The organism is Pseudomonas sp. TMW22090 (assembly GCF_022496665.1).
Lineage (GTDB): Bacteria > Pseudomonadota > Gammaproteobacteria > Pseudomonadales > Pseudomonadaceae > Aquipseudomonas > Aquipseudomonas gregormendelii.
The window spans coordinates 144,015-162,641 of the sequence record NZ_SCFH01000005.1 but is presented as its reverse complement, the minus strand read 5'-3'; the positions used below and the strand labels follow the sequence as shown (position 1 = coordinate 162,641).

General features: G+C 55.9%; 15 protein-coding genes and 1 pseudogene. 5 read left to right on the top strand and 11 right to left on the bottom strand.

The window, feature by feature from the left end; all coding sequences use genetic code 11:
• The first annotated feature begins 2 nt into the window (after window positions 1-2).
• Both EQV97_RS15855 and EQV97_RS15850 read left to right on the top strand, forming a co-directional pair.
• Window positions 3-3,266, top strand: coding sequence for an HsdR family type I site-specific deoxyribonuclease (locus tag EQV97_RS15855; RefSeq protein ID WP_240889240.1), 3,264 nt, complete (start codon window positions 3-5; stop codon window positions 3,264-3,266).
• Window positions 3,266-3,973 carry a SprT family zinc-dependent metalloprotease gene (locus EQV97_RS15850; RefSeq protein ID WP_240889239.1) on the top strand — a complete coding sequence of 236 codons (708 nt, stop codon included), beginning with the start codon at window positions 3,266-3,268 and terminating at the stop codon, window positions 3,971-3,973. The genes EQV97_RS15855 and EQV97_RS15850 overlap by 1 nt, the downstream gene beginning before the upstream one ends.
• A gap of 1,049 nt (window positions 3,974-5,022) precedes the next feature.
• On the opposite strand, the pseudogene EQV97_RS15845 reads toward EQV97_RS15850, so the two are convergent.
• From EQV97_RS15845 to EQV97_RS15815, 7 genes and pseudogenes are all read right to left on the bottom strand, one after another.
• Window positions 5,023-5,232 (bottom strand): annotated as a pseudogene (locus tag EQV97_RS15845) (hypothetical protein); the annotation flags it as partial.
• Between the two features lie 52 nt (window positions 5,233-5,284).
• Window positions 5,285-8,083 (bottom strand): toprim domain-containing protein, encoded by a 2,799-nt coding sequence (locus tag EQV97_RS15840; protein ID WP_240889238.1) that lies wholly within the window; start codon window positions 8,081-8,083, stop codon window positions 5,285-5,287.
• 5 nt (window positions 8,084-8,088) lie between these two features.
• Complete coding sequence (locus tag EQV97_RS15835) at window positions 8,089-8,334, bottom strand: hypothetical protein (protein WP_240889237.1); 246 nt, start codon at window positions 8,332-8,334, stop codon at window positions 8,089-8,091.
• A 179-nt stretch (window positions 8,335-8,513) separates the two neighbouring features.
• Entirely contained in the window at window positions 8,514-8,753 is a 240-nt protein-coding gene (locus tag EQV97_RS15830) for a hypothetical protein (RefSeq protein WP_240889236.1), read from the bottom strand.
• Window positions 8,750-9,025 (bottom strand): helix-turn-helix domain-containing protein, encoded by a 276-nt coding sequence (locus EQV97_RS15825; RefSeq protein WP_240889235.1) that lies wholly within the window; start codon window positions 9,023-9,025, stop codon window positions 8,750-8,752. Before EQV97_RS15825 ends, EQV97_RS15830 begins: the two co-directional genes overlap by 4 nt.
• 105 nt (window positions 9,026-9,130) lie before the next feature.
• Window positions 9,131-10,048, bottom strand: a complete 918-nt coding sequence (locus tag EQV97_RS15820; RefSeq protein WP_240889234.1) for a hypothetical protein — start codon at window positions 10,046-10,048, stop codon at window positions 9,131-9,133.
• A gap of 110 nt (window positions 10,049-10,158) precedes the next feature.
• Entirely contained in the window at window positions 10,159-11,526 is a 1,368-nt protein-coding gene (locus EQV97_RS15815; protein ID WP_240889233.1) for a tyrosine-type recombinase/integrase, read from the bottom strand.
• A gap of 394 nt (window positions 11,527-11,920) precedes the next feature.
• Between EQV97_RS15815 and EQV97_RS15810 the strand changes: the two genes are divergently transcribed.
• From EQV97_RS15810 to EQV97_RS15800, 3 genes are read left to right on the top strand one after another with little or no spacing between them, the layout of a single operon-like run.
• The gene (locus EQV97_RS15810; protein WP_240889232.1) at window positions 11,921-13,258 is read left to right on the top strand and encodes a CHASE2 domain-containing protein; all 1,338 of its coding nucleotides are present in this window, start codon (window positions 11,921-11,923) and stop codon (window positions 13,256-13,258) included.
• 38 nt (window positions 13,259-13,296) lie between these two features.
• On the top strand, window positions 13,297-13,659 hold the full coding sequence (locus EQV97_RS15805) for a hypothetical protein (RefSeq protein WP_240889231.1): 363 nt from the start codon (window positions 13,297-13,299) through the stop codon (window positions 13,657-13,659).
• Window positions 13,660-13,669: 10 nt separating this feature from the next.
• A complete protein-coding gene (locus EQV97_RS15800) occupies window positions 13,670-15,250 on the top strand; it encodes a M48 family metallopeptidase (protein ID WP_240889230.1) in 1,581 nt (526 codons plus the stop codon).
• 85 nt (window positions 15,251-15,335) lie between these two features.
• Here the strand turns inward: EQV97_RS15800 and EQV97_RS15795 are convergent, their stop codons facing one another.
• The 4 genes from EQV97_RS15795 to EQV97_RS15780 all read right to left on the bottom strand — a co-directional run bounded on the left by EQV97_RS15795 (window position 15,336) and on the right by EQV97_RS15780 (window position 18,552).
• Window positions 15,336-16,046 carry an SDR family NAD(P)-dependent oxidoreductase gene (locus EQV97_RS15795; protein WP_240889229.1) on the bottom strand — a complete coding sequence of 237 codons (711 nt, stop codon included), beginning with the start codon at window positions 16,044-16,046 and terminating at the stop codon, window positions 15,336-15,338.
• A 42-nt stretch (window positions 16,047-16,088) separates the two neighbouring features.
• Entirely contained in the window at window positions 16,089-16,745 is a 657-nt protein-coding gene (locus EQV97_RS15790) for a DsbA family oxidoreductase (RefSeq protein WP_240889228.1), read from the bottom strand.
• Entirely contained in the window at window positions 16,742-16,963 is a 222-nt protein-coding gene (locus EQV97_RS15785) for a 4-oxalocrotonate tautomerase family protein (RefSeq protein WP_045061344.1), read from the bottom strand. Before EQV97_RS15785 ends, EQV97_RS15790 begins: the two co-directional genes overlap by 4 nt.
• A 302-nt stretch (window positions 16,964-17,265) precedes the next feature.
• Window positions 17,266-18,552, bottom strand: coding sequence for an OprD family porin (locus EQV97_RS15780; protein WP_122840730.1), 1,287 nt, complete (start codon window positions 18,550-18,552; stop codon window positions 17,266-17,268).
• Window positions 18,553-18,627 lie beyond the last annotated feature (75 nt).

Genomic DNA, 18,627 nt, shown 5'->3' with positions numbered 1-18,627 from the left:
CCATGAGCGAATACACCGAGGTCGAACGCCCATTCTTGCAACAGCTTGCAGAGGAGGGCTGGGCAGTGATCGACCAGGGCACAGGTGTCCCGCAAGATGCCACGCCCAGCCTACGCCCTAACTTCCGTCAATGGCTGTTACCGGAGGTATTTGATCGCGCCGTGCGAGCCATCAACCGCACTGACGACGGCCGTGAATGGCTGACCGACCGCCAACTGGAAGACCTGCGGAGTCAGTTGCTGCGACACCCCAATCGCACTTTGCTTGAAGCCAACGAGGCCGTGCAGGCGATGCTGTTTAAGGCGCAGGTAGAGATGAATGAACTCACAGGCGAAGCCGACCCGGTAGTGCGCCTGATAGATTTCCATAACCCCGAAAACAACAAATTCCACGCCATCAACCAGTTCCGCATCGACACCCCGGGCTGCGTGAAAGCCTTCATCATTCCGGACATCGTGCTGTTCGTGAATGGCATCCCCCTGGTGGTGGTGGAATGCAAGAAGGGTTCGGAGACCTGCGCCAACCCGATGCAGGAATCCTTTGTGCAACTGCAGCGCTACATGCGCCGCCGCAAGGAAACTGAAGCCTCCGGACTGAAGGAAGGCGAACCCCGGCTGTTCTACAGCAGTCTGATGGTGGTTCGGAGCTGTGGCTTGGGAGCCGACTACGGCACCATCACCTCGGGCGAAGAGCATTTCTATGCCTGGAAGACACTCTACCCTGCTGACGACTCCGCTCTAGAAGGACTGAATGCCCAGCAGCAGTTGATTGCTGGGATGTTGAATAAGGCCAACCTTCTTCAGATCCTGCGCACCAGCTCGGTATTCATGAACAATGATAGCGGCTCACGGATGAAGGTGGTGTGCCGCTATCAGCAATTCCGCGCAGCCATCAAGATTGTGGAACGTTTGCGCACCGGCGAAACGGCTTGCGAACGCAGTGGCGTGGTGTGGCATACGCAGGGGTCGGGCAAGTCGCTGACCATGGTGTTTCTGGCGCGAATGTTGCGCGCCAGCCGCGACCTGGCAGATTACAAGATCGTGCTGGTCAATGACCGGCAGGATCTGGAAGAACAATTGGGCGACACTGCCACCCTGATTGGTGGACGGGTGAATGTGATCGAAAACCGGGCGGGCTTGCGCCAGCATCTGTCGACGGACAGTTCGGATATCAGCATGGTGATGATCCACAAGTTCCAGGAGCACAAGCAGACGTTGAGCAACACCGTGGCGGAAGCGTTGGGCACGTACCTAGCGATGCCAGCGGGCAAGACCTTCGGGGTGGTCAACACGTCGGATCGCATCATCCTGATGATCGACGAAGCCCACCGCACGCAAAGCTCAGACCTGGGTGAAAACCTGTTCGGGGCCTTCCCCAACGCCACGCGAATCGCTTTCACCGGCACGCCGCTGATCACCGAGCGGCACGGCGAAAAGAAGACCCACAAGCGCTTTGGCGAATACATCGACACCTACCGGCTGATGCATGCGGTGAACGACGGGGCCACATTGCAAATCCTCTATGAAGGAAAAACCGCCGACAGCGCACTGAACGAAAAGCACGCCTTCGATGATGCCTTTGAAGACCTGTTCCGCGACAGAAGCGAAGAGGAACTGCTGGCGATCAAGAAGAAGTACGGTGCGACTGGCGACATATTGGAAGCCGAAAACCGTATCAACGCGATTGCGCGCGACATGGTGGACCACTACGTCGACAACATCCTGCCCAATGGTTTCAAAGCTCAGGTGGTATGCCATTCCAAGCTGGCGTGTATTCGCTACCAGAGTGGCATCGAGGCGGCGCTGGCAGAACGTCTGGCTCGCGAGGAAGCCAACACCTCACCGGATGCCGGCCTGATTCAACGCCTACGTTTTCTCAAGACCGCCGTGGTGGTGTCGTCGGACGGCACCAATGAGGCGGCCTACTTCACCCAAGTGCGCAAGCAGGCGCAGCGCATGAACGCGGTGGAAAACTTCTGCCGCAATTTTGACCTGAGTGACCCCGACAAGGAATACACCGGCATTGCCTTCCTGATCGTGTGCGACATGCTCCTGACGGGCTTTGATGCGCCCATCGAGCAGGTGATGTACATCGATAAGAAGCTGCGCGAACACACGCTGCTGCAGGCCATCGCCCGGACCAATCGCGTGAAAAAGGGCAAGCAGCGCGGTTACATCGTGGATTACATCGGCCTTGCCAACCATCTGACCGATGCATTGACACTCTACGCGGCCAGCGACGAGTTGCAGGAACTGCACGACGGGATGAAGAACATTGCGTCGGAATTGCCGGTGCTGGAAGAGCGCTATCAGCGCCTGTTGCAGCATTTTGTGGCGCTGGGTGTGAAGAACATCAAGGCTTTTGTGAATGGTGAGTTGGCCGACCTGAGCGCAGATGCTGCTGTGGTGCATGAAGCCGTGAAGGCCCTGAAGGACGACAAACAGCGGGCCGACTTCGAGGTGTATCTGAAGAAACTTCTGATGAGTCTGGACATCATCCTTCCGAACGCATCCGCACAGCCCTACCGTGTGCCGGCCAAACGCTTTGGCTACATACTTCAGGTGACCAAGGAGCGATACAAAGACACGAGCCTGGACTTGGGCAGTGCCGGCGAGAAGGTGAAGGCGTTGATCAATCAACATCTGATCAGCCTGGGCATCAACCCCAAGGTGCCCCCGGTCGAACTGCTGGCAGAGGATTTTCTCGACAAGCTGGCGGCCCACGCCGGCAAAAACAGCGAAGCCAAGGCCAGCGAAATGGAGCACGCCATCCGCAAGCACTGCACTGTTCACAACGATGAAGATCCGGCCTTCTATAAAAGCCTGTCGGAAAAGGTCGATGCGCTGATCGAGAAACACCACGACGAGTGGGATTTGCTGGCCGAGAAACTGGCCGGATTGCGCCAAGAGGCCATGACCGGCCGCCGGCAAGGCGAAGACGGCATGAGCAAGGAAGCGACGACCTTTTACGAGTACATCGTTCAGCTAGGCTTTGCCAAGGGCTCCATCAATGATGCGGAAAAACCCGCATTCAAGGCGCTGATGGAAAGCACCGTGGATATTTTGCAGGAAACCATTGCCAGCATCGACTTCTGGCAAAACCCCGACAAGCAAAAGCGCGTACGCGGCCTGCTGAAGACCGAGATCGCTAAAACGGGCATTGAAGAGTTGAAGCTCAACCGGGAACGCGTAGCTGTCGAAATCATGAGGCTCGCCAAGAACCGCCATGATGCTCTGATCAGTGCGACGCGGTCGGAAGGTGTGTGATGCAATTACGCCAAGTGCGCGATATTAAATACCAATTGTTGCCAGGCTCAGACCGCCAGACCACGGATATTGTGATCGAACGAAACGGTATCATCACCGTTCGCGCACCCAAGCGAATGACCCCAGAGCAGGTGGATGAGACCGTACTTAGCAAGCGGATGTGGATCTACCGCAACCTGGCCGAGTGGCGCGACCTCAATGCATCTCGCGTCACGCGGGAGTGGGTCAGTGGCGAGACGTTCCTGTACCTTGGCAGTTGCTACCGACTGCAATTGGTTACCCATCAGGACGAACCGCTCAAACTGAAAGACGGCAGGTTCTGTCTGTTACGCGAAATCGTCGAACGTGGTGATCACGACACTGCCCATCAAGTATTCAAAGCCTTTTACCAGGCGAAGGGCCTGCCTCGCATCCAGAAACGAGTAGCGTACTTAGCAGCCAAGGTTGGTGTAACCGCAGGTGCAATACAGGTCAAGGACCTGGGCTACCGCTGGGCATCGTGTACTAAGAACGGCAATCTGCACTTCCACTGGAAATGCCTGATGGCCCCGCTAACGATCATCGACTACATCATCGTCCACGAATTGTGCCACCTGCACCACCGGGATCATTCGGAAGCGTTCTGGAACGAGGTGGACAAAGTTCTGCCGGACTACCGGGAGCGCAAGGAGTGGCTCAGGGTTCGGGGCGCTGAGCTGGATCTTTAATGCATCTGCGAGTGAATAGCTTCAGCGAAGGGACAGTAGGGATTGTTAAGGACGATAAGCGTAGGACTCCCCCCTAGACGTTTTCGAATTTTCATGGTCACCCATCGGAAAAAGGTTAGGAAGGTTAGTTTTTTTTAGTCGCTTTGTAAGCCATGTGCTGAGTGGCTTTGTGGCGACCTCCTCAAGTTAGTTTTTGGTTAGCAGAGAGTTACATCCTTACCTCTATAGATGTTAAAAACTGAATAATTAAACTCCTTATAAATCAGTATCTTGCAACATTCTAACCTCGCACCTAACCATAGCTAACCCTCCAAAGTTAGCCATAGAGACCAGTAAATACGGGCCCTCTAGCAACGTTCGCCCTGCCTTTTCAAAAACTAACCCTTTCCCCGGCCCACCTCTGAAAATTGCCGCCTGAATCCGACTAGGTCGTTCTTTCCATTTATCTCACACTTGCAGGGAGCCGTAGGTTTTTCCCACACCACATTCGCGTACACAGCCCCCAGCCTGTACTTTTCGGAGCAGTACGCGCGCGCGTAGCCATCAACAAGCAGCCTGTCAACAGCAGAACAAACGGGGCGGTGGATGCTCACCATCCCATTGATCTGGTGCCGACCAAAGTTTTCACCTGAGCTGACCGCCGCACGCCGAATAGGCTGCCAGAGTAGGGCAAAATTCAGCCGCACGCCTACGAATCATCTTGATCAGATCGAATGCAAATCCGTATAACACTGACTCCGGACGTTTGAACGTCGCCGTGCCAATCATCTTTAAAATGGAGTATTACGTGGTTCGAATCCAGAACCATTGAGCTGCGTTAAGCCATCGAGACTAATGTATTTCAGGGCCTCAAAAGGGCGAGATGATTTCATAGTTTCTTAAGCAGTACGCGCGCGGAACATTACCAATGCCCACCAGGCGATCCGATGAATCTCTGCCAACGAACGTCTGCAGGCGCCCCGATGATCGAAGTAAACGGCCGGTGAAGGAGCGATCCGATCGATGTGGGCTGGAATTTGGGGGCTGTGCTTCCGCTTCCGTGCTTTCCTCATATGATCGGCGTCGTACCGTTCTGCGCATGCCGGTGTGAGCCCTGCCACTTGATTAATAAGGTTCAAGGTTGCCCAAGGGCCTGTGCGCCCGCGAAATACGCGTATGCCCTATTCTGTTAACGACCTTTCGACATCGGAACGGCGCTGGTAGCCAGTGATGCGCTGCAGGTCCTCGAAAACCAAGACGTTGTCCGATTGGGAGTTCATGATCTGCCCTCTACTTTAATCTGGATTTACGGGTTGTGACGGTGGCTGGTGGTCAGGCACTAAAAATCCAACACTTCACGATGGGTTGCTTCGTGACAGTGACGTTGGAGTGTGTGGCTTGGTGGGCACGAACCGCGCTGTCGGTAGCCTTGTTCGTTTCGATCAGCTTTCGTGAGCGGGAATCCTTCAGTCGCGCCCTCAGCTCGCTGATGTCCGCGACCTTCTGGCGGTGTTCGGCGGCGCACTTGACGAAGTCGTTGAGGTTGATGGCGATGATGTGGTCTTTTTTGCTGTGGTTGACCACCGGGCCGTCGGCATCTAAGCCTTCGAGGTACTCGTACACTTCCCAGAATTCAGCCACCACCGGGTGATCTGAGCTGATCGAGGCCTGGCGTTCAATGGCCATGCGGATGATTTTGTTGCGCGTATGGCTGATCTGCAGCTCGCTGAGAGATACCACCAAACGCAGACAGTCGAGCAACGCCAGTAGTTGGGCGTGGTTCTTGTTGATCCTCTCCACTCGAATGTAGCCGCGCAGGTTGTTACCGCAATGGGTACAGTCGTCCTGCTCATTTTTGAATGGCGTTTCGCACGCAAAGCAATGGCTGTGAAGGGTGCGCAGCTTTCGTTCATAGCCGGGCACACGCTGAGAAAACAGCTCCATCACTTCCGATTCTTTGCGTACCGTTTGCAGTAGAAAATGGCTGAGCTTTACGCCTTCCATGGAGTTGAGCAGGTCTGCCGCAGCGCGACTTTCAGCTGTCACAGTTGGCCGCACGAAGTGCAATTTTACGATCCTGGTCATGATCGCCTCGGAGGCTACGACCGGCGCGTTTTGGCTGATGGCGATGGTGGCGCGGAAGGGCGGCTCGTAAGTCTCGTTGCCTGCGGTTTTGACACCCTTGGTAGCCAGCGTGCCGCCGCCGTAATAGTCCTTCAGTTCGTCCCACTCGAACGTTTTGGCGTGGGCTTTTTCGTCGCCGCTTCGATCAGATTCGAGCAGCACGACAGGCATGCCGGAGATCTGCCCCATAAGACGGCTACGGCCGGCTTTCGTGGATTTGGATGGGTCGAAGCCTTCGTACCCCTCGCGACCCAGCAGCTTCCACAGCAAAGTAAGCAGGGTGGTCTTGCCAGCGCCGGCTTCGCCTGTGGCCTCCAAGAATGGGAACGATTGGTACCGCGCGCGGATCTGTTCGGCGAATAACGAGCCGAACCAGAAGGTCAGCGCAACGGTGCCCTGGGCGCCGAAGCAGAGCCAGAGCAAGTCCAGCCAGCGAGTGTCGTATTCCTTGGCGTCTTTCTGTATGGCGATTTTCACGCCTTTTTGCAGGCTCTTGAGTTTCAGTTTGCCCATCTCGAAGAAGTCCTCTTCGTTAATGGCGATGAGCTGTCCTTCCCGGATGGAGATGTCGTTGAACACGTAACAGCCATACTCCCTGCTGTAGCCCACGTAGTCGACCGTTTGAACGGTTTTGATACCGAAGAGCTGGTCCTTCATGATTTTGTCCAACTGTTGCCCAGTACCAGTGAACACGGCCCCGGCACCCATGCCGAGAAGCCTTTTTTTGAATTCGCTCGCCGCTGCGACTTGGCCGCCAGTGAAGGTGTTTTTCACAGAACCACCGTCATGGGGGAAGTCGACGCGGAAGAAGTACCAGGACTCATCAGTAATATCGTTGCGCTGGAAGTACAGAGCCTTGGGGTAGCAGTTGGCGATCTCGACCACGCAGCCGGACATGCGCAGGGCCTTGGTGCGACGTGCTTTATCATTCAGCTGTTGGCTTTCGTGGTTGTCGCTGGCATCCAGCGCCTGCATGGCGCTGTTGAACTTCGAAATGTCCAACTTCCACCAGTACAGGCGGGAGTCGAAGCCGAAGTGAAACTCTTCGCGCTCGCGCCACTGGTACATGAGCAAAGCTTTTTCCACGGCACTTTCAGCAATCAGCAGAGCACCGTGATGCTTGGCGTCGTCTAGATCTTTTTCGATCCACTGGTTACGGGCTTCGACTTCGTCCACGGACGTCCAACGTTGATGTAGGTCATTCCAATCGACCTTGCGCGAATCGAGCTGCGGGATCTGCGCAGCCCCGCAAGCGAAGCCCATGTCACGCGCCTTGCGGACCCACATGCGGGTGTATTTATGCGCTCCTGGTTCGTTGTCCAGTGCCCAGATCAGTTTTGGCGTTTTGTCGCTGCGAGAGGTAATCAGGGCTTTCAGCGACTCCTCTGAAAAGGCATTAGAGGAAAGCGAGGCAACGGCGGGAATGCCGTTCAGCACCAAGGCAATGGCGTCGAAAATGCCCTCGACAATCAAGAGTTCATCCACCTGCAGCAGGTCCACGCAGGGCGGTACCCACCAGTAACCCTTGTAACTGTCTCCCGGTTTGAAGCGCGCTTTTTTCTTGCCGAAGCGGTTCGGCTTGTCGATCAACCGCTCCCAGTACCCACCCTTGTCGAGTGGAAAGCGAACGGTAGCGGAGCCAATGTTCAGGTCCCGATCAAAGTAGTGTTCCTGGGTATACCAACCTTCAATCATCCCAATGTCGAATCCACGGGCGAAGGCCAGGTAGGCCTTTGCACTCGCAGCGGGTTGATCGTCAGTGGCAGGGGCACGCTTGCTCCAGTCGTCGAACAGGTCGCTGTACAGCTCTTTGACCGGTTCCATGTAGCGGCATTTCTGCTCACGACCGCAGCGGATGAACCATGGCTCGTCAAACCGGGAAAACAGCTGCCGCTGGTTGCACTGGGGACAAGTACCCTTACGCATGTATTGGGTGCCGGCCATGTGCTGCAAGCCAAAATCGGCCTCGAGCCGCTGCAGTACATCCGCCCGCAGTTGATGGTCCATGGTCTTCACCGCGCACGCTCCACAGAATTGGTGTCGAGCTGCTTTTTGAACTCACAGCGCGTACGGCAGGTTGCAGCAAGGTAAGGCAGGTCCGGGGGAACTTCTGAGCTGCGTTGACCGGTCGGTACTTTCCGGTAGCGGCCGGAGTACCAAAGAGTAGCCATGGTAACTTCGTACTGATTGCTGAGCCGGTGCGGGTACTTCTTCGACTGCTGTTCGTCCATATTCAGTTGGATGGTGATTTTGCTCATGTCATCCGCCAATAAGTTGTAGTTTCACCACACCCCACACGAAGCGGACATCTTCAAATCCGCAGATGGGTACGGTCGGGGGCCTTATCCTCACGGGCCGCGGTACGGCTATATATTTGCTCTGCCGGTGCCCTTCACGCTGTCCTAGCGCGAGAGGAAGATATCGATGGGAGCAGCCATCAATGCAGAATCTTGGGCATGAAATGCTCCGGCAAACGAACAGTGTCGATTGCATCCACGAGCGCATTGCGCTCCAAGCCGTCGCATTGCAGGATCGTTGCCAGGGCGAGGAAGGCTTTCATGGCGACGATCCGGCTCGGTGTGTTGGTGGTGCAGGCATGGCCAACGATCAGTGGAATCAGCTTATCGACAACAAACTGCTGATGATCTTCGCTACCCTGATAGGTGATTGCGATCATGCCCGCACCTCACCGGTGTGGTTGGCGGTGCGTCGAGCGAGGAACTCGGCAAGGTCACTCAGGCGGTACTTCACCAGGCGGCCAACTTTGAGGTAAGGCAGGTTGTAGCGCCCAGTCGAACGCCAGACTGCGAGGGTGGTCGATTTCACGTCGAGCACTTCAGCGGCCTGCTTGTCGTCGACGCTGACGGGTGGGTTTTTCGGGTCGAAGCCGAGCTGCGCCGCGATTTCGGCTTTGATCGCTGCGGTATTGGTGGCGTGGTTGGTGGTCATATGAATAGCCCCGTAGTTGTTGATACGACGGGACTATGTTGTGGAAAAGAGATCGGGAAGGCATTGCAGCGGCAAAACTCATTTTTGCAATTGCAAAACGCCAATTCAGACCGTCGCAGCCCTTCCTGCGGTCACTTTGCGTCGAGAGGCTTGTCGGGCGTCGATTTTGGCTTGAGCTTCTTTGTCCGCATCCCTTGCTGCTGCATTGGCCTCGGCAAACAGCTTGGTCAGATTACTCTTGCTGCTTCCTCGACAATCAGGGTGCCGCGCATTAATTGCTTCAGCTATGGATTCTTGGTTATAGCGTGGCCGACTGTCATCCATCAGCAACTCCAGAAGCCAAGCGGTTACCGGCAGATGAGAAGGCTTCATCTCATCTGCGGACTCCTCCACGCAAAGCTGCTGCCCCTCAAACTCCCGCAGCACGGCAGTTCTAACAACAAGCATGCCGTCATCTAGCAGGGAGCTTGTGGGACGGCGAAACTTCCCCTCACTGTCCCATTGAAAAATCTCAAAAACTTCATGTTTGTTGTGTTTTTTGACCAAGCGGCCACCAATATCCGTTTGATTTACGCCTACCCCTCCCGTCAAACGTTGATATTCACGCTTTATATCTAACGCCTCTTTTCCAATCATCGGCAAATCCCACACACCCTCAAGCCTCTGGGGGTTTAGTAGCCCAAAGGCACGGGCCACCTGTGAGGCTACGAGGTCGTGGTCTTTATCCCAGCCCGCTGGAAGTGCTCGCAAACCATTTAAAAACCTTTCAAGCCAGGCCTTTAAATCATCTTCAGCTTTGTGAGCCGGAGATCCGTCATCCTCGAAAGGATCTTTTTCGAGCAGCTCTATGTCTCTAAGGTCTCCTGTCACGGGATTCACGAAATACACTGACAACGTTAGACGGCCGTCGAGGCCCAGGCGCAGAATGTCGGTCTCGCTTATGTCCCGCCCTACACTTACAGATAGACGCTTCGCTGCATCCTTGATAGCCAGCCAATCCTTGAGATCCTCCATCTTGCGCACTCTCGTGCCCTCCAAACGCCCCCCTGTTAATGAATAAAATCGGCCAACCGGGCGGGGAGCCCGCTTTTTGTCCCGTCAGGTGGGTTGGTCGATTCTGTTGAGCATGTGCTCTAGCTCTTTTTCACTGAGCGTTTCGCTGGCAACTTCAGTTCCGCCGCCGGCTGTTTGACACCTGCCGCTTCCAACATGGCTTGGGTCGCCTTATCGACGGATTGGCGCACTGGATCGAGGTCAAGACGAGCATAAATTGCCGTTGATTGCAGGCTCTTGTGATTGAGACTCTTGCCGATGATCAACATCGATGTGCCAGCCTTGGCCTGCCAACTCCCGAGGGTACGGCGTAGGTCATGAATCCGCAGATCGGTCATGTCATAGAGTGCCGGGTCGATATCGAGTGTTGCGGAATAGGCTCTATAACGCTTCTGGGCGGCGGCCGGCGCCTCTATAACTTGGCGCTCGGCTTGCTGGCGCTCCGCTTCCGTAAGCTTGCCGAGACTTTTCAAGTGGTCGAGAAGGCGTCGCAGACTGGCGCGGCACAGGATGGCTGCCCATGCTTTTTTGGGCTCAACCAAATGGCCAGTCTTGCCAGCGCCAGGGAACACGAAAGAAGAGTTGCCGGTTATGAGCTTGCGTACACGGAGGGCGGTCACGGCCTCGGGAGACAGGGTTACATTCTGTGGCGTGCCGTTTTTGGTCATGCCGATACGCCAGATGCTGGCATCCAGGTCGAGTTCACGCCAAGCCATCGCCTGTATGTTTGAGCGCCGCGCGCCCGTCAGCAGCGACAGCAGAAAGAAGTCGGCAAGCTTCGACTCGCCAATGGCAGCAACGAGATACGGGAGCTCTCCGGCTTGGGCAAATCGGTCGCGCGACACTACAGCGTTTTTCTGAATACGGCTGGCCGGATTGGTGCCACTGAAATGCTCATGATCGGCGGCGTAGTTGAACACCGAGGAAACGATGGCGACGGCTTTGTCAGCTTGGCGTGCACTTTTCCTGCTTGCCTTGCTGTGAATCGTCTTCACCTCAGAACGGGTGATGTGAGACAACTTGCTATTGGTGATGGCTCCCATGTGAAGCCGCGCCGTGTCGAGGTAGTCTTTCTTCGTGCGTTCGGTGATCACAGAGCCGTCACGCTTTTTTTTGTGTGCCAGCATGTCGACCAACATCTCAGTGAAGGTCGACTCTTGGCGAATGGCACGACGTACTGCAGCTGGGTTCGCTCCAGTGGCGAACTCGCCGAGGATCTTTTGCGCCTCCGTTCGACCCTGCTCAACGGTCATCTCGGGGAACGTGCCGAGTTTCACCCACGCGATCGACGCACCGGAACGCTTCACAACGTAGAAGGTGCGGGAGCCTACAGCGGTCATCCGCATCGCAAGCTTCGGTACTTCAGTGTCGTAGACGGTCAGGCGCTTCCCAGCCTCGGGTGGAGGAAGCGCCAGCAGTGCAGTCTTGGTGAACTTCAGCTTTGCCATGTCCCTGCCTATACTGTCTTGGGCTAACATCGGGCTAACAATTGACAGCAAATTTGGTCGATTTTCGTGTTAGCCCGTAAAGCAAGGATAGCTTGAAAACCCTTTATACGTATAGGTTCTTCATATTTCGTAAAGCAGCATATACATGTAGACCCACTGACTTGTAATCAGTAGGTCCCGGGTTCGACTCCTGGTGCCGGCACCATACAAAACGAAGCCCCTGCAGAAATGCAGGGGCTTTGTTGTTTCTGGAATTCGATTCATCCCCTGCATCAGTCTCTCAGTAGGCTCGACAACCAGTCTCTCTCCCCAACACCGCCTCAATACTGGCACCTTGACACTAGCCATCCGTTTCCTTTAAAAAGCCGGTACTTTCAGATAGATCGAGCCAAGGATGCGGGCGCTTTTTTCATTGTTCTCCTGGCGGCAATACGCGCTGAGTGTGTTTATTTTGCTGCTCGCAGTACTCGATCCTTTCGGGCTATCGAGTTCGAGCAACGATGCCTCAGCGCAATGGTTAAATCGAGTCTTCGCCGGTGGGTACGAGCGTAGCGGCCAAGAAAAGATCGCCGTGATCCTGATCGACGATGCCTATCTGATGCGCAACAACACCTATTGGCCATTGCCGTACGGTGAGCAGAGCAAGCTGTTCAAACGCTTGCTCGCCTACAAACCCAAAGCAGTGTTCGTGGATCTCTTGTATAGCCATGATCATTCCCAAGGCGATCCGACTCAGGGCAGCCAATTACTCGCGAACGTGTTCGAACGCTACCGCCATCAGGGCATACCGCTGTTGTTGGCGAATACGGGTAAATCCCGAGGTGAGGACGGACAAGCCAACACGCTGGCAAGCCTTGCTGAAACATCCAGCCCGGTGGCCGTGGTATGGAACGGGTTTGGCAACAAGTATCCACTGGCGGTCGACACGTCGCCGGGCATTATGGAAACGCCAGCATTTGCCCTGTATCGCGAATATTGCAAAGGACAAGACTGCGCCAGTCTACCTGAAGATAAACGCAGCACTCTGGAACAACCGCCGATTGCCATACAGTGGGGGTTGAACCTGGCCACCGAACAGGCTCGCGTAGCGGACGTCGCTCACTGCTCAACGTCCAGCGGCTTCGTACTGAGCGCCCTGGAACAATTGAGTCAGGCCATTTTCTGGAAGCTGGGTAATCCCGCGCAAACACTATGCCCCTACAGCTTGACCCTTTCAGCCAGCGATCTTGAAGTCAGCACTGCAGAGGATCGGGCGTTGCTGTCCGAATTACTGCGTGATCGATTGGTGCTGGTCGGCGCACACATCACATCGACCGGGGACCTGGTGCAATCTCCTGTGCACGGCAAAATTCCCGGTGTCTACCTGCACGCTATGGCCCTCGACAACCTAATCACCAAAGGCATGCACTACGATCGCGAACCCGAGAGTCTGGGCTTCGAGATCAACTCTCTGGATATCATCGAGATAGCCCTGCTGGCGCTGATTTCCATCCTCAAGGCGTTGCACGAGCGCAACCTTGCACTGTTCAGATCACCCGAAAGCAGGGTTCAACAGAGCGCTTTTTTCAAGTCCCCGATACCGTCCTGGGTCCTCGTGATGAGCCTGCTTGCGGCGCTCAGTTACGGGCTACACCTGCGCAACATAACCCCGGTCAACGTACTCGCCGTACTGATGATTTCAATGGTGCTGTTCAGTGAAAAGCTTGAGGCGTTCTTCGCGCGCAAGAACTAACGGCAGCGTATTTTAAGATACTTACAAGGAACTCAAGGATGACCCGCTCAGCAGTTTTTTTAATCGCAGTACTCTTCAGCCAGGCAGCTTTGTCAGCGACGCCGACCGTAGAGGCTTTTCTCGCCGACCCGGTGGCGTTGCTGGACGAGCAAGGAAAATTTGAACGCGAGATGGCATTGAAAGATGCGCCCAAGAATCCGCTCCCGGTGTTGCAGTACAACGAGGCTCTGGAGTTGGTTCAGGTTGAGTTGGCCGGCAAGAAAGTCTGGCTGGACACCATGGATTTGCGTCTCAACCCCAGTAAGATTGTGAAGCTGCCGTGTCAGAAGATGCCAAGCAGCCTAGCGGCCGACAGCCAGAACAACTCCACCATCGGTTTCGGTGCTGGTTGCAAACACTGAGGATTGACGCATGAAGGGATCTCTGCGGGCGACATGCACCGTTCTAGCCTCGTTGCTGCTCGGTGGTTGCAACACCATGAAAGGTGCCAACGACGCCGTCATGAATCTGGTCGGTCCGTCGACCCAATCCAGATTCGCCGGACGTTTCATCGATAACACCGACGTTCGCCAGCACTACAAGCTCGATCCACAACGTCAGAGCAAACAGCAATTGAGCTACGACGGTCGGGCGATTCCTGCCGCAGAGGCGCGCCAGCAAAATCTGGCAGACATCCCTATGCTGCAAACCTACCTTCAGGGCATTGTCATTCGACTGTCCAAAGGCTGGCCCGGTGAGCTTCCGACCCTGCAAGTACGCATCATCGACAGCTATAGCTTCGGGCCCACCGCTGATCCTTTCGGCAACATACTTGTCCCACTAGGAATGCTCGACAACGTCGAAAGCGAAGACGAAATCGCCGCCATGCTGGGCCATGAAATGAGCCATGTGCTGCTACAGCATCACGACCGGATGGCTGCTTTTCAGCAGCAAAAAGAAATGATGAGCACGGTTGCCAGCACCGTCGTTTTCGCAGCCATGGCCTCCAATACCGGTGTAAACCGCAGCGCTGGCACGATGACACTGATCAACAAAGACCCAATCGGTACGCAGAAGACCATCGGTAATACGGTGCTTTTCACGACGCTCGCCAACAGTTTCTCAGACAATATCTGGAGCACTGCCTGGGGCCGCAGCCAGGAAGACCAGGCAGATTTGCTTGGCACCGACCTGATGATTCGTGCCGGCTATGCGCCCAGAGCAGCCAGCTTCACCCTGCAACGTCTGAACGATTTCCAGGGTAAACAGAAGCCATTGCTTGGCAGTTTTCTCGATGCACGCAAGACCGCCATGCAGCAGTCGCTGCAACAATTCAAACTGGATGATTTCACCAAAGAGCTGGACGTGCTGCTCAACCAAGGGCTGATCACTGGTATCAATGCGACCAGCCAATACTTCACTCGCTCACACATGTCTGCGACTGACCGTGATGAAGAACTACGCCAGTATCTACGACGCGAATACCATCAGGAACGTCGGGCCAAAGTGGATCCTCGCAGTTGGCCGAAAATCCGCGACGCTGCGCCTGTTGCCAGCGCCCTGCAAGGTTACAAAGATGCCTATGCTGCAATGGCTGCGCTGGAACTAAACAAGCTAAAGGAAGCGGATATTTTCAGCCAGCGAGCCCTATCCTCACCGGTAAAAGATCAACCGGGCATTCGTCGGACGGCCTTCAGCGTGCACCTCGCCCAAGGCAAAAGCGCTGAGGCGTTGAAAGACCTCGAGTCGATCAAGGACTGGTCGCTGGCCGGGCCTTCACTCTACGACCTGATGATCAGCTACCACCTCAGACGCAAGGACCCGCAGTCAGCGCTGGCGATGATCGACAAAGCCGAACGCAATCTCGGTTCGGAAGAAATGTTCATCACCGAGAAGCTGCTGGCGAACAAACAGTTGCAGAACGAGGCACAGGTTAAATCCGTGCTGCGTAAATGCGAGCAGTACCCTAGCCGTAAGGAAAACTGCAAAAAACTGGCACCGATGAAAACCTGATTACACGCGGCAACAGCAGACAAAACAAAGCCCTCGCATTACCTGGCGAGGGCTTTGTCGTTTCCACAGCCTGAAAAATCAAACCTCAGTGCCCAGCGCTCTGCCCACCATCAACATGCAAAATCTCGCCAGTAACAAACTTGGCGCTGTCCAGATACACCACAGCCTGCGAAATATCATCGATCTCGCCCATGTGCCCCATCGGGTGCAGGCTCCCCAACGCCGCATGAGTCTCTTCACCATGCATCGGTGTCTTGATGATGCCGGGCGAGACCGCATTCACCCGAATCCCGCGTTTGGCGTACTCGATGGCCAGGGATTTGGTAGCCGCGTTCAAGCCGCCTTTAGTCAACGACGCCAGTACCGAAGGCACGCCATCGATCGCATGATCGACCAGGCTGGTGGTGATGTTGACCACGTGCCCCTTGCCTTGCTTTTCCATCTCGGTGATGGCGAGTTGGGTGATGTAGAAGAAGCCATTGAGGTTCACCGACAGCACGGCGGCGTAATCTTCGGCGGTGTAGTCCGTGAACGGTTTGGCGACGAAGATCCCGGCGTTGTTGACCAGGGTGTCGATGCGGCCGAAACGGGCGATGGTTTCGCGGATGACGTGTTGAGCGACTTCAGGTTCGCCGATGTCGCCGGCCACGGTGAGGATGTCCGGATCGGTGGAGGGTTTGATCGACCGCGAAGTGGCAACCACCTGATAGTCCAGATCACGGAAGGCTTTGACCATGCCGGCGCCGAGGCCTTGGGATGCGCCAGTAATAACGATGACTTTTCTCGAATTGCTCATGATGAACCTCTACTCAGAAATGATGGTTTGAAAAGTAAGTAATCAGGCTTCAGCGGGGGCGTTGGCCATCTGTCGCAACATCTGTTCGTAGTACTCGACCGACTGTGAACCGGACACCAGGTGACGACCGTTGAGCACCATGGCCGGCACCGAGTTGATGCCGTGCTGGCGGTAAAAACCTTCCAGCTCGCGCACTTCGCTGGCGAAAGCGCCGGACGTCAGTACTTCACGTGCTCCGTCCTCATCCAGCCCGGCTTCCACCGCGAGGCGCACCAGGGTTTGCTGATCGCTGGGGTTCTGGCCCTCGGCGAAGTAGGCGCGCAGCAGGACCTTCTTCAGTGCGATTTGCCGCCCTTGCTGCAAGGCCCACAACAGCAGGCGGTGTGCATCGAAGGTGTTGTAGAAGTGGCTGCGTTTCTCCAGGTCGAACTTGAAGCCGATGGCTTCGCCGCGAGCGATTTGCATGGCCTTGCCGGCGGCGACTTCCTCGGCGGTGCGACCATATTTGCGCATCAGGTGCTCTACGGCTTTCTCGCCGGCTGCCGGCATGTCGGGGTTCAATTCGAAGGGTTTGTAGGTGAGCTGCACCGAGACTTCACCTGCCACATTCGCGATCGCTTGCTCCAGCGCCGTGGCGCCCAGGGCGCACCAGGGGCACACCACGTCGGAGACGAAATCGACGGTGACCGACGCGGTCATGACTTGCCCTCCTCTTCGGCCAGTTGTTTTCGGTACGCAGTGGTGGTCATGCCGGCGTAGCCCCAGTTATCGGTGTCGACTTCCTCGATCACGATGTGGGTCAGGTCCGGGCGTTTGTTGAGGACACGTTCCAGGGTTTCGGTGATTTCGGCGATCACCTGAGCTTTCTGCTCTGGGGTAACGCCATCGCGGGTAATGCGAACGCTGACGAAAGGCATAAGGAATCTCCAGTGACCTGCCCTCGGAATGATGGGTAGGTGTTGGAGCTCAATGTAGGGAGTTGGGTGCAGGGGATAAAGATGGGGACGGGAACATCATTAGTTACGTCGGGTAATCAATCATTTTCCACTTTTTGCGACACGTTATTGGAACGTGTCGCCGCCGACGACATGTTCGCGACACGTGTTCTCGAAGTACGATTTCAGCGACATGACACCCTGCGGACAAAAACCCAACGCCCGGAAATAAAAAAACCCCGAACCAGTCGGGGTTTTTTGATGTTCGAAAACTCAAATCCGCATCAGAAAATGTTGATCGGGTAATCCACGAACACACGCACTTCGTTGCCGCTGACGTTGTACTCGCTCGACTTCTGCGATACCCGCAGGATCGAGCTGCGCAGTTTCACGCTGAGGTCTTTGGCCGGGCCGCTTTGGACGACGTATTTGAACTGGTTGAAGATTTCGCGCTCGGTGCCGCCTTCGCTGGTGGAAGTGGTGATGTTGTCGCCGCGCACGTAGGCGAAGTTGTAGCTCAGGCCTGGCACGCCGAAGGTGCCGAAGTCGAGGCCGTAGCCCAGCTGCCAGCTGCGTTCGTCTTCAGCATTGAAGTCGGACCAGTAGGAGTTCGCCAGGTAGATGGTGTTGCCGCCGTCACCCACACGACCTTGGCCGCGCTGATAGCCGCCGTAGGCGTAGCCCAGGTTGCTGTCGCCGGTGCTGCGCTGGTGGGCGATGGTGAACGAGTGCGGGCCGGTGGCGAAAGTGGCCGCCAGGCTCCAGATCTTGTTGTCGTCGCCGGTGGCGCCGCTGTCACGGACGTAGGAGTCTTCCAGCTTGGTGCGATAGCCGTTGAAGTCCAGGGTCAGGGACTGATCCTTGTCGATCGGGAACACGTAGTTGGCGTTGAGGTACTGTTTCTTCAACACGTCTTCAACGTCGGAAGCGTAGACCGCAGCCTTGAATTGCTCGGTGAACTGGTAGCTGCCGCCCAATACGTTGATCGACTTCAGGCCACCGCTGTCACGGCCTTCAGCGCTCTTGCGCGATTCGGCGGTGAAACGACCGGCGTTCAGCTCCAGGCCCTTGATCTCCTTGGAGGTGATCAGGGTGCCGGTGTAGCTTTCCGGCAGCAGGCGCGAGTTGTCGTAGCTCAGTACCGGCAGGGCCGGCATCTGGTCGCCGTAGGTCAGCGTGGTGCTGGACAGACGGAATTTGACCGCAGCACCCGCCTTGGACAGGTCGTCAGCCGCAGCGCCGCTGTCACCTTGTTTAAAGAAATCGATACCGCCAGCGCCGCTGCGGCCTTTGCCGCCGTCCAGGCGCAGTGCGTACAGGCCGAAGGCGTCAACACCGACACCAACGGTGCCTTGGGTGAAGCCGGACGAGAAGGTGCCGATGGCCGCTTGGCCCCATTCGGCCTTGTCCGGATTGCCGTCTTTGTAGTCACGATTGATGTAGGCGTTGCGCAGCAGCACTTTGAGGCTGCTGTCTTCAACAAAACCCTTGGATTCGGCCTGGTCGTTAGCCATGGCCTGTGTAGCACTCAACATCCCCAGAGCGATCAGGCTGATACGCTTGTTCAACATTTTGTTCTTTTCCTTATAAGCGGTTGGTACGCGCTGTGCCGAACGGCTGAAACGGCGCTGTTGCGCTCTTTTTTC

What these genes read in the sequence shown, in the direction of transcription:
- EQV97_RS15855 (WP_240889240.1), top strand. Translation starts at nt 3, where the DNA reads ATGAGCGAATACACCGAGGTCGAACGCCCATTCTTGCAACAGCTTGCA.
- EQV97_RS15850 (WP_240889239.1), top strand. Translation starts at nt 3,266, where the DNA reads ATGCAATTACGCCAAGTGCGCGATATTAAATACCAATTGTTGCCAGGC.
- EQV97_RS15840 (WP_240889238.1), bottom strand. Translation starts at nt 8,083, where the DNA reads ATGGACCATCAACTGCGGGCGGATGTACTGCAGCGGCTCGAGGCCGAT.
- EQV97_RS15835 (WP_240889237.1), bottom strand. Translation starts at nt 8,334, where the DNA reads ATGAGCAAAATCACCATCCAACTGAATATGGACGAACAGCAGTCGAAG.
- EQV97_RS15830 (WP_240889236.1), bottom strand. Translation starts at nt 8,753, where the DNA reads ATGATCGCAATCACCTATCAGGGTAGCGAAGATCATCAGCAGTTTGTT.
- EQV97_RS15825 (WP_240889235.1), bottom strand. Translation starts at nt 9,025, where the DNA reads ATGACCACCAACCACGCCACCAATACCGCAGCGATCAAAGCCGAAATC.
- EQV97_RS15815 (WP_240889233.1), bottom strand. Translation starts at nt 11,526, where the DNA reads ATGGCAAAGCTGAAGTTCACCAAGACTGCACTGCTGGCGCTTCCTCCA.
- EQV97_RS15810 (WP_240889232.1), top strand. Translation starts at nt 11,921, where the DNA reads ATGCGGGCGCTTTTTTCATTGTTCTCCTGGCGGCAATACGCGCTGAGT.
- EQV97_RS15805 (WP_240889231.1), top strand. Translation starts at nt 13,297, where the DNA reads ATGACCCGCTCAGCAGTTTTTTTAATCGCAGTACTCTTCAGCCAGGCA.
- EQV97_RS15800 (WP_240889230.1), top strand. Translation starts at nt 13,670, where the DNA reads ATGAAGGGATCTCTGCGGGCGACATGCACCGTTCTAGCCTCGTTGCTG.
- EQV97_RS15795 (WP_240889229.1), bottom strand. Translation starts at nt 16,046, where the DNA reads ATGAGCAATTCGAGAAAAGTCATCGTTATTACTGGCGCATCCCAAGGC.
- EQV97_RS15790 (WP_240889228.1), bottom strand. Translation starts at nt 16,745, where the DNA reads ATGACCGCGTCGGTCACCGTCGATTTCGTCTCCGACGTGGTGTGCCCC.
- EQV97_RS15785 (WP_045061344.1), bottom strand. Translation starts at nt 16,963, where the DNA reads ATGCCTTTCGTCAGCGTTCGCATTACCCGCGATGGCGTTACCCCAGAG.
- EQV97_RS15780 (WP_122840730.1), bottom strand. Translation starts at nt 18,552, where the DNA reads ATGTTGAACAAGCGTATCAGCCTGATCGCTCTGGGGATGTTGAGTGCT.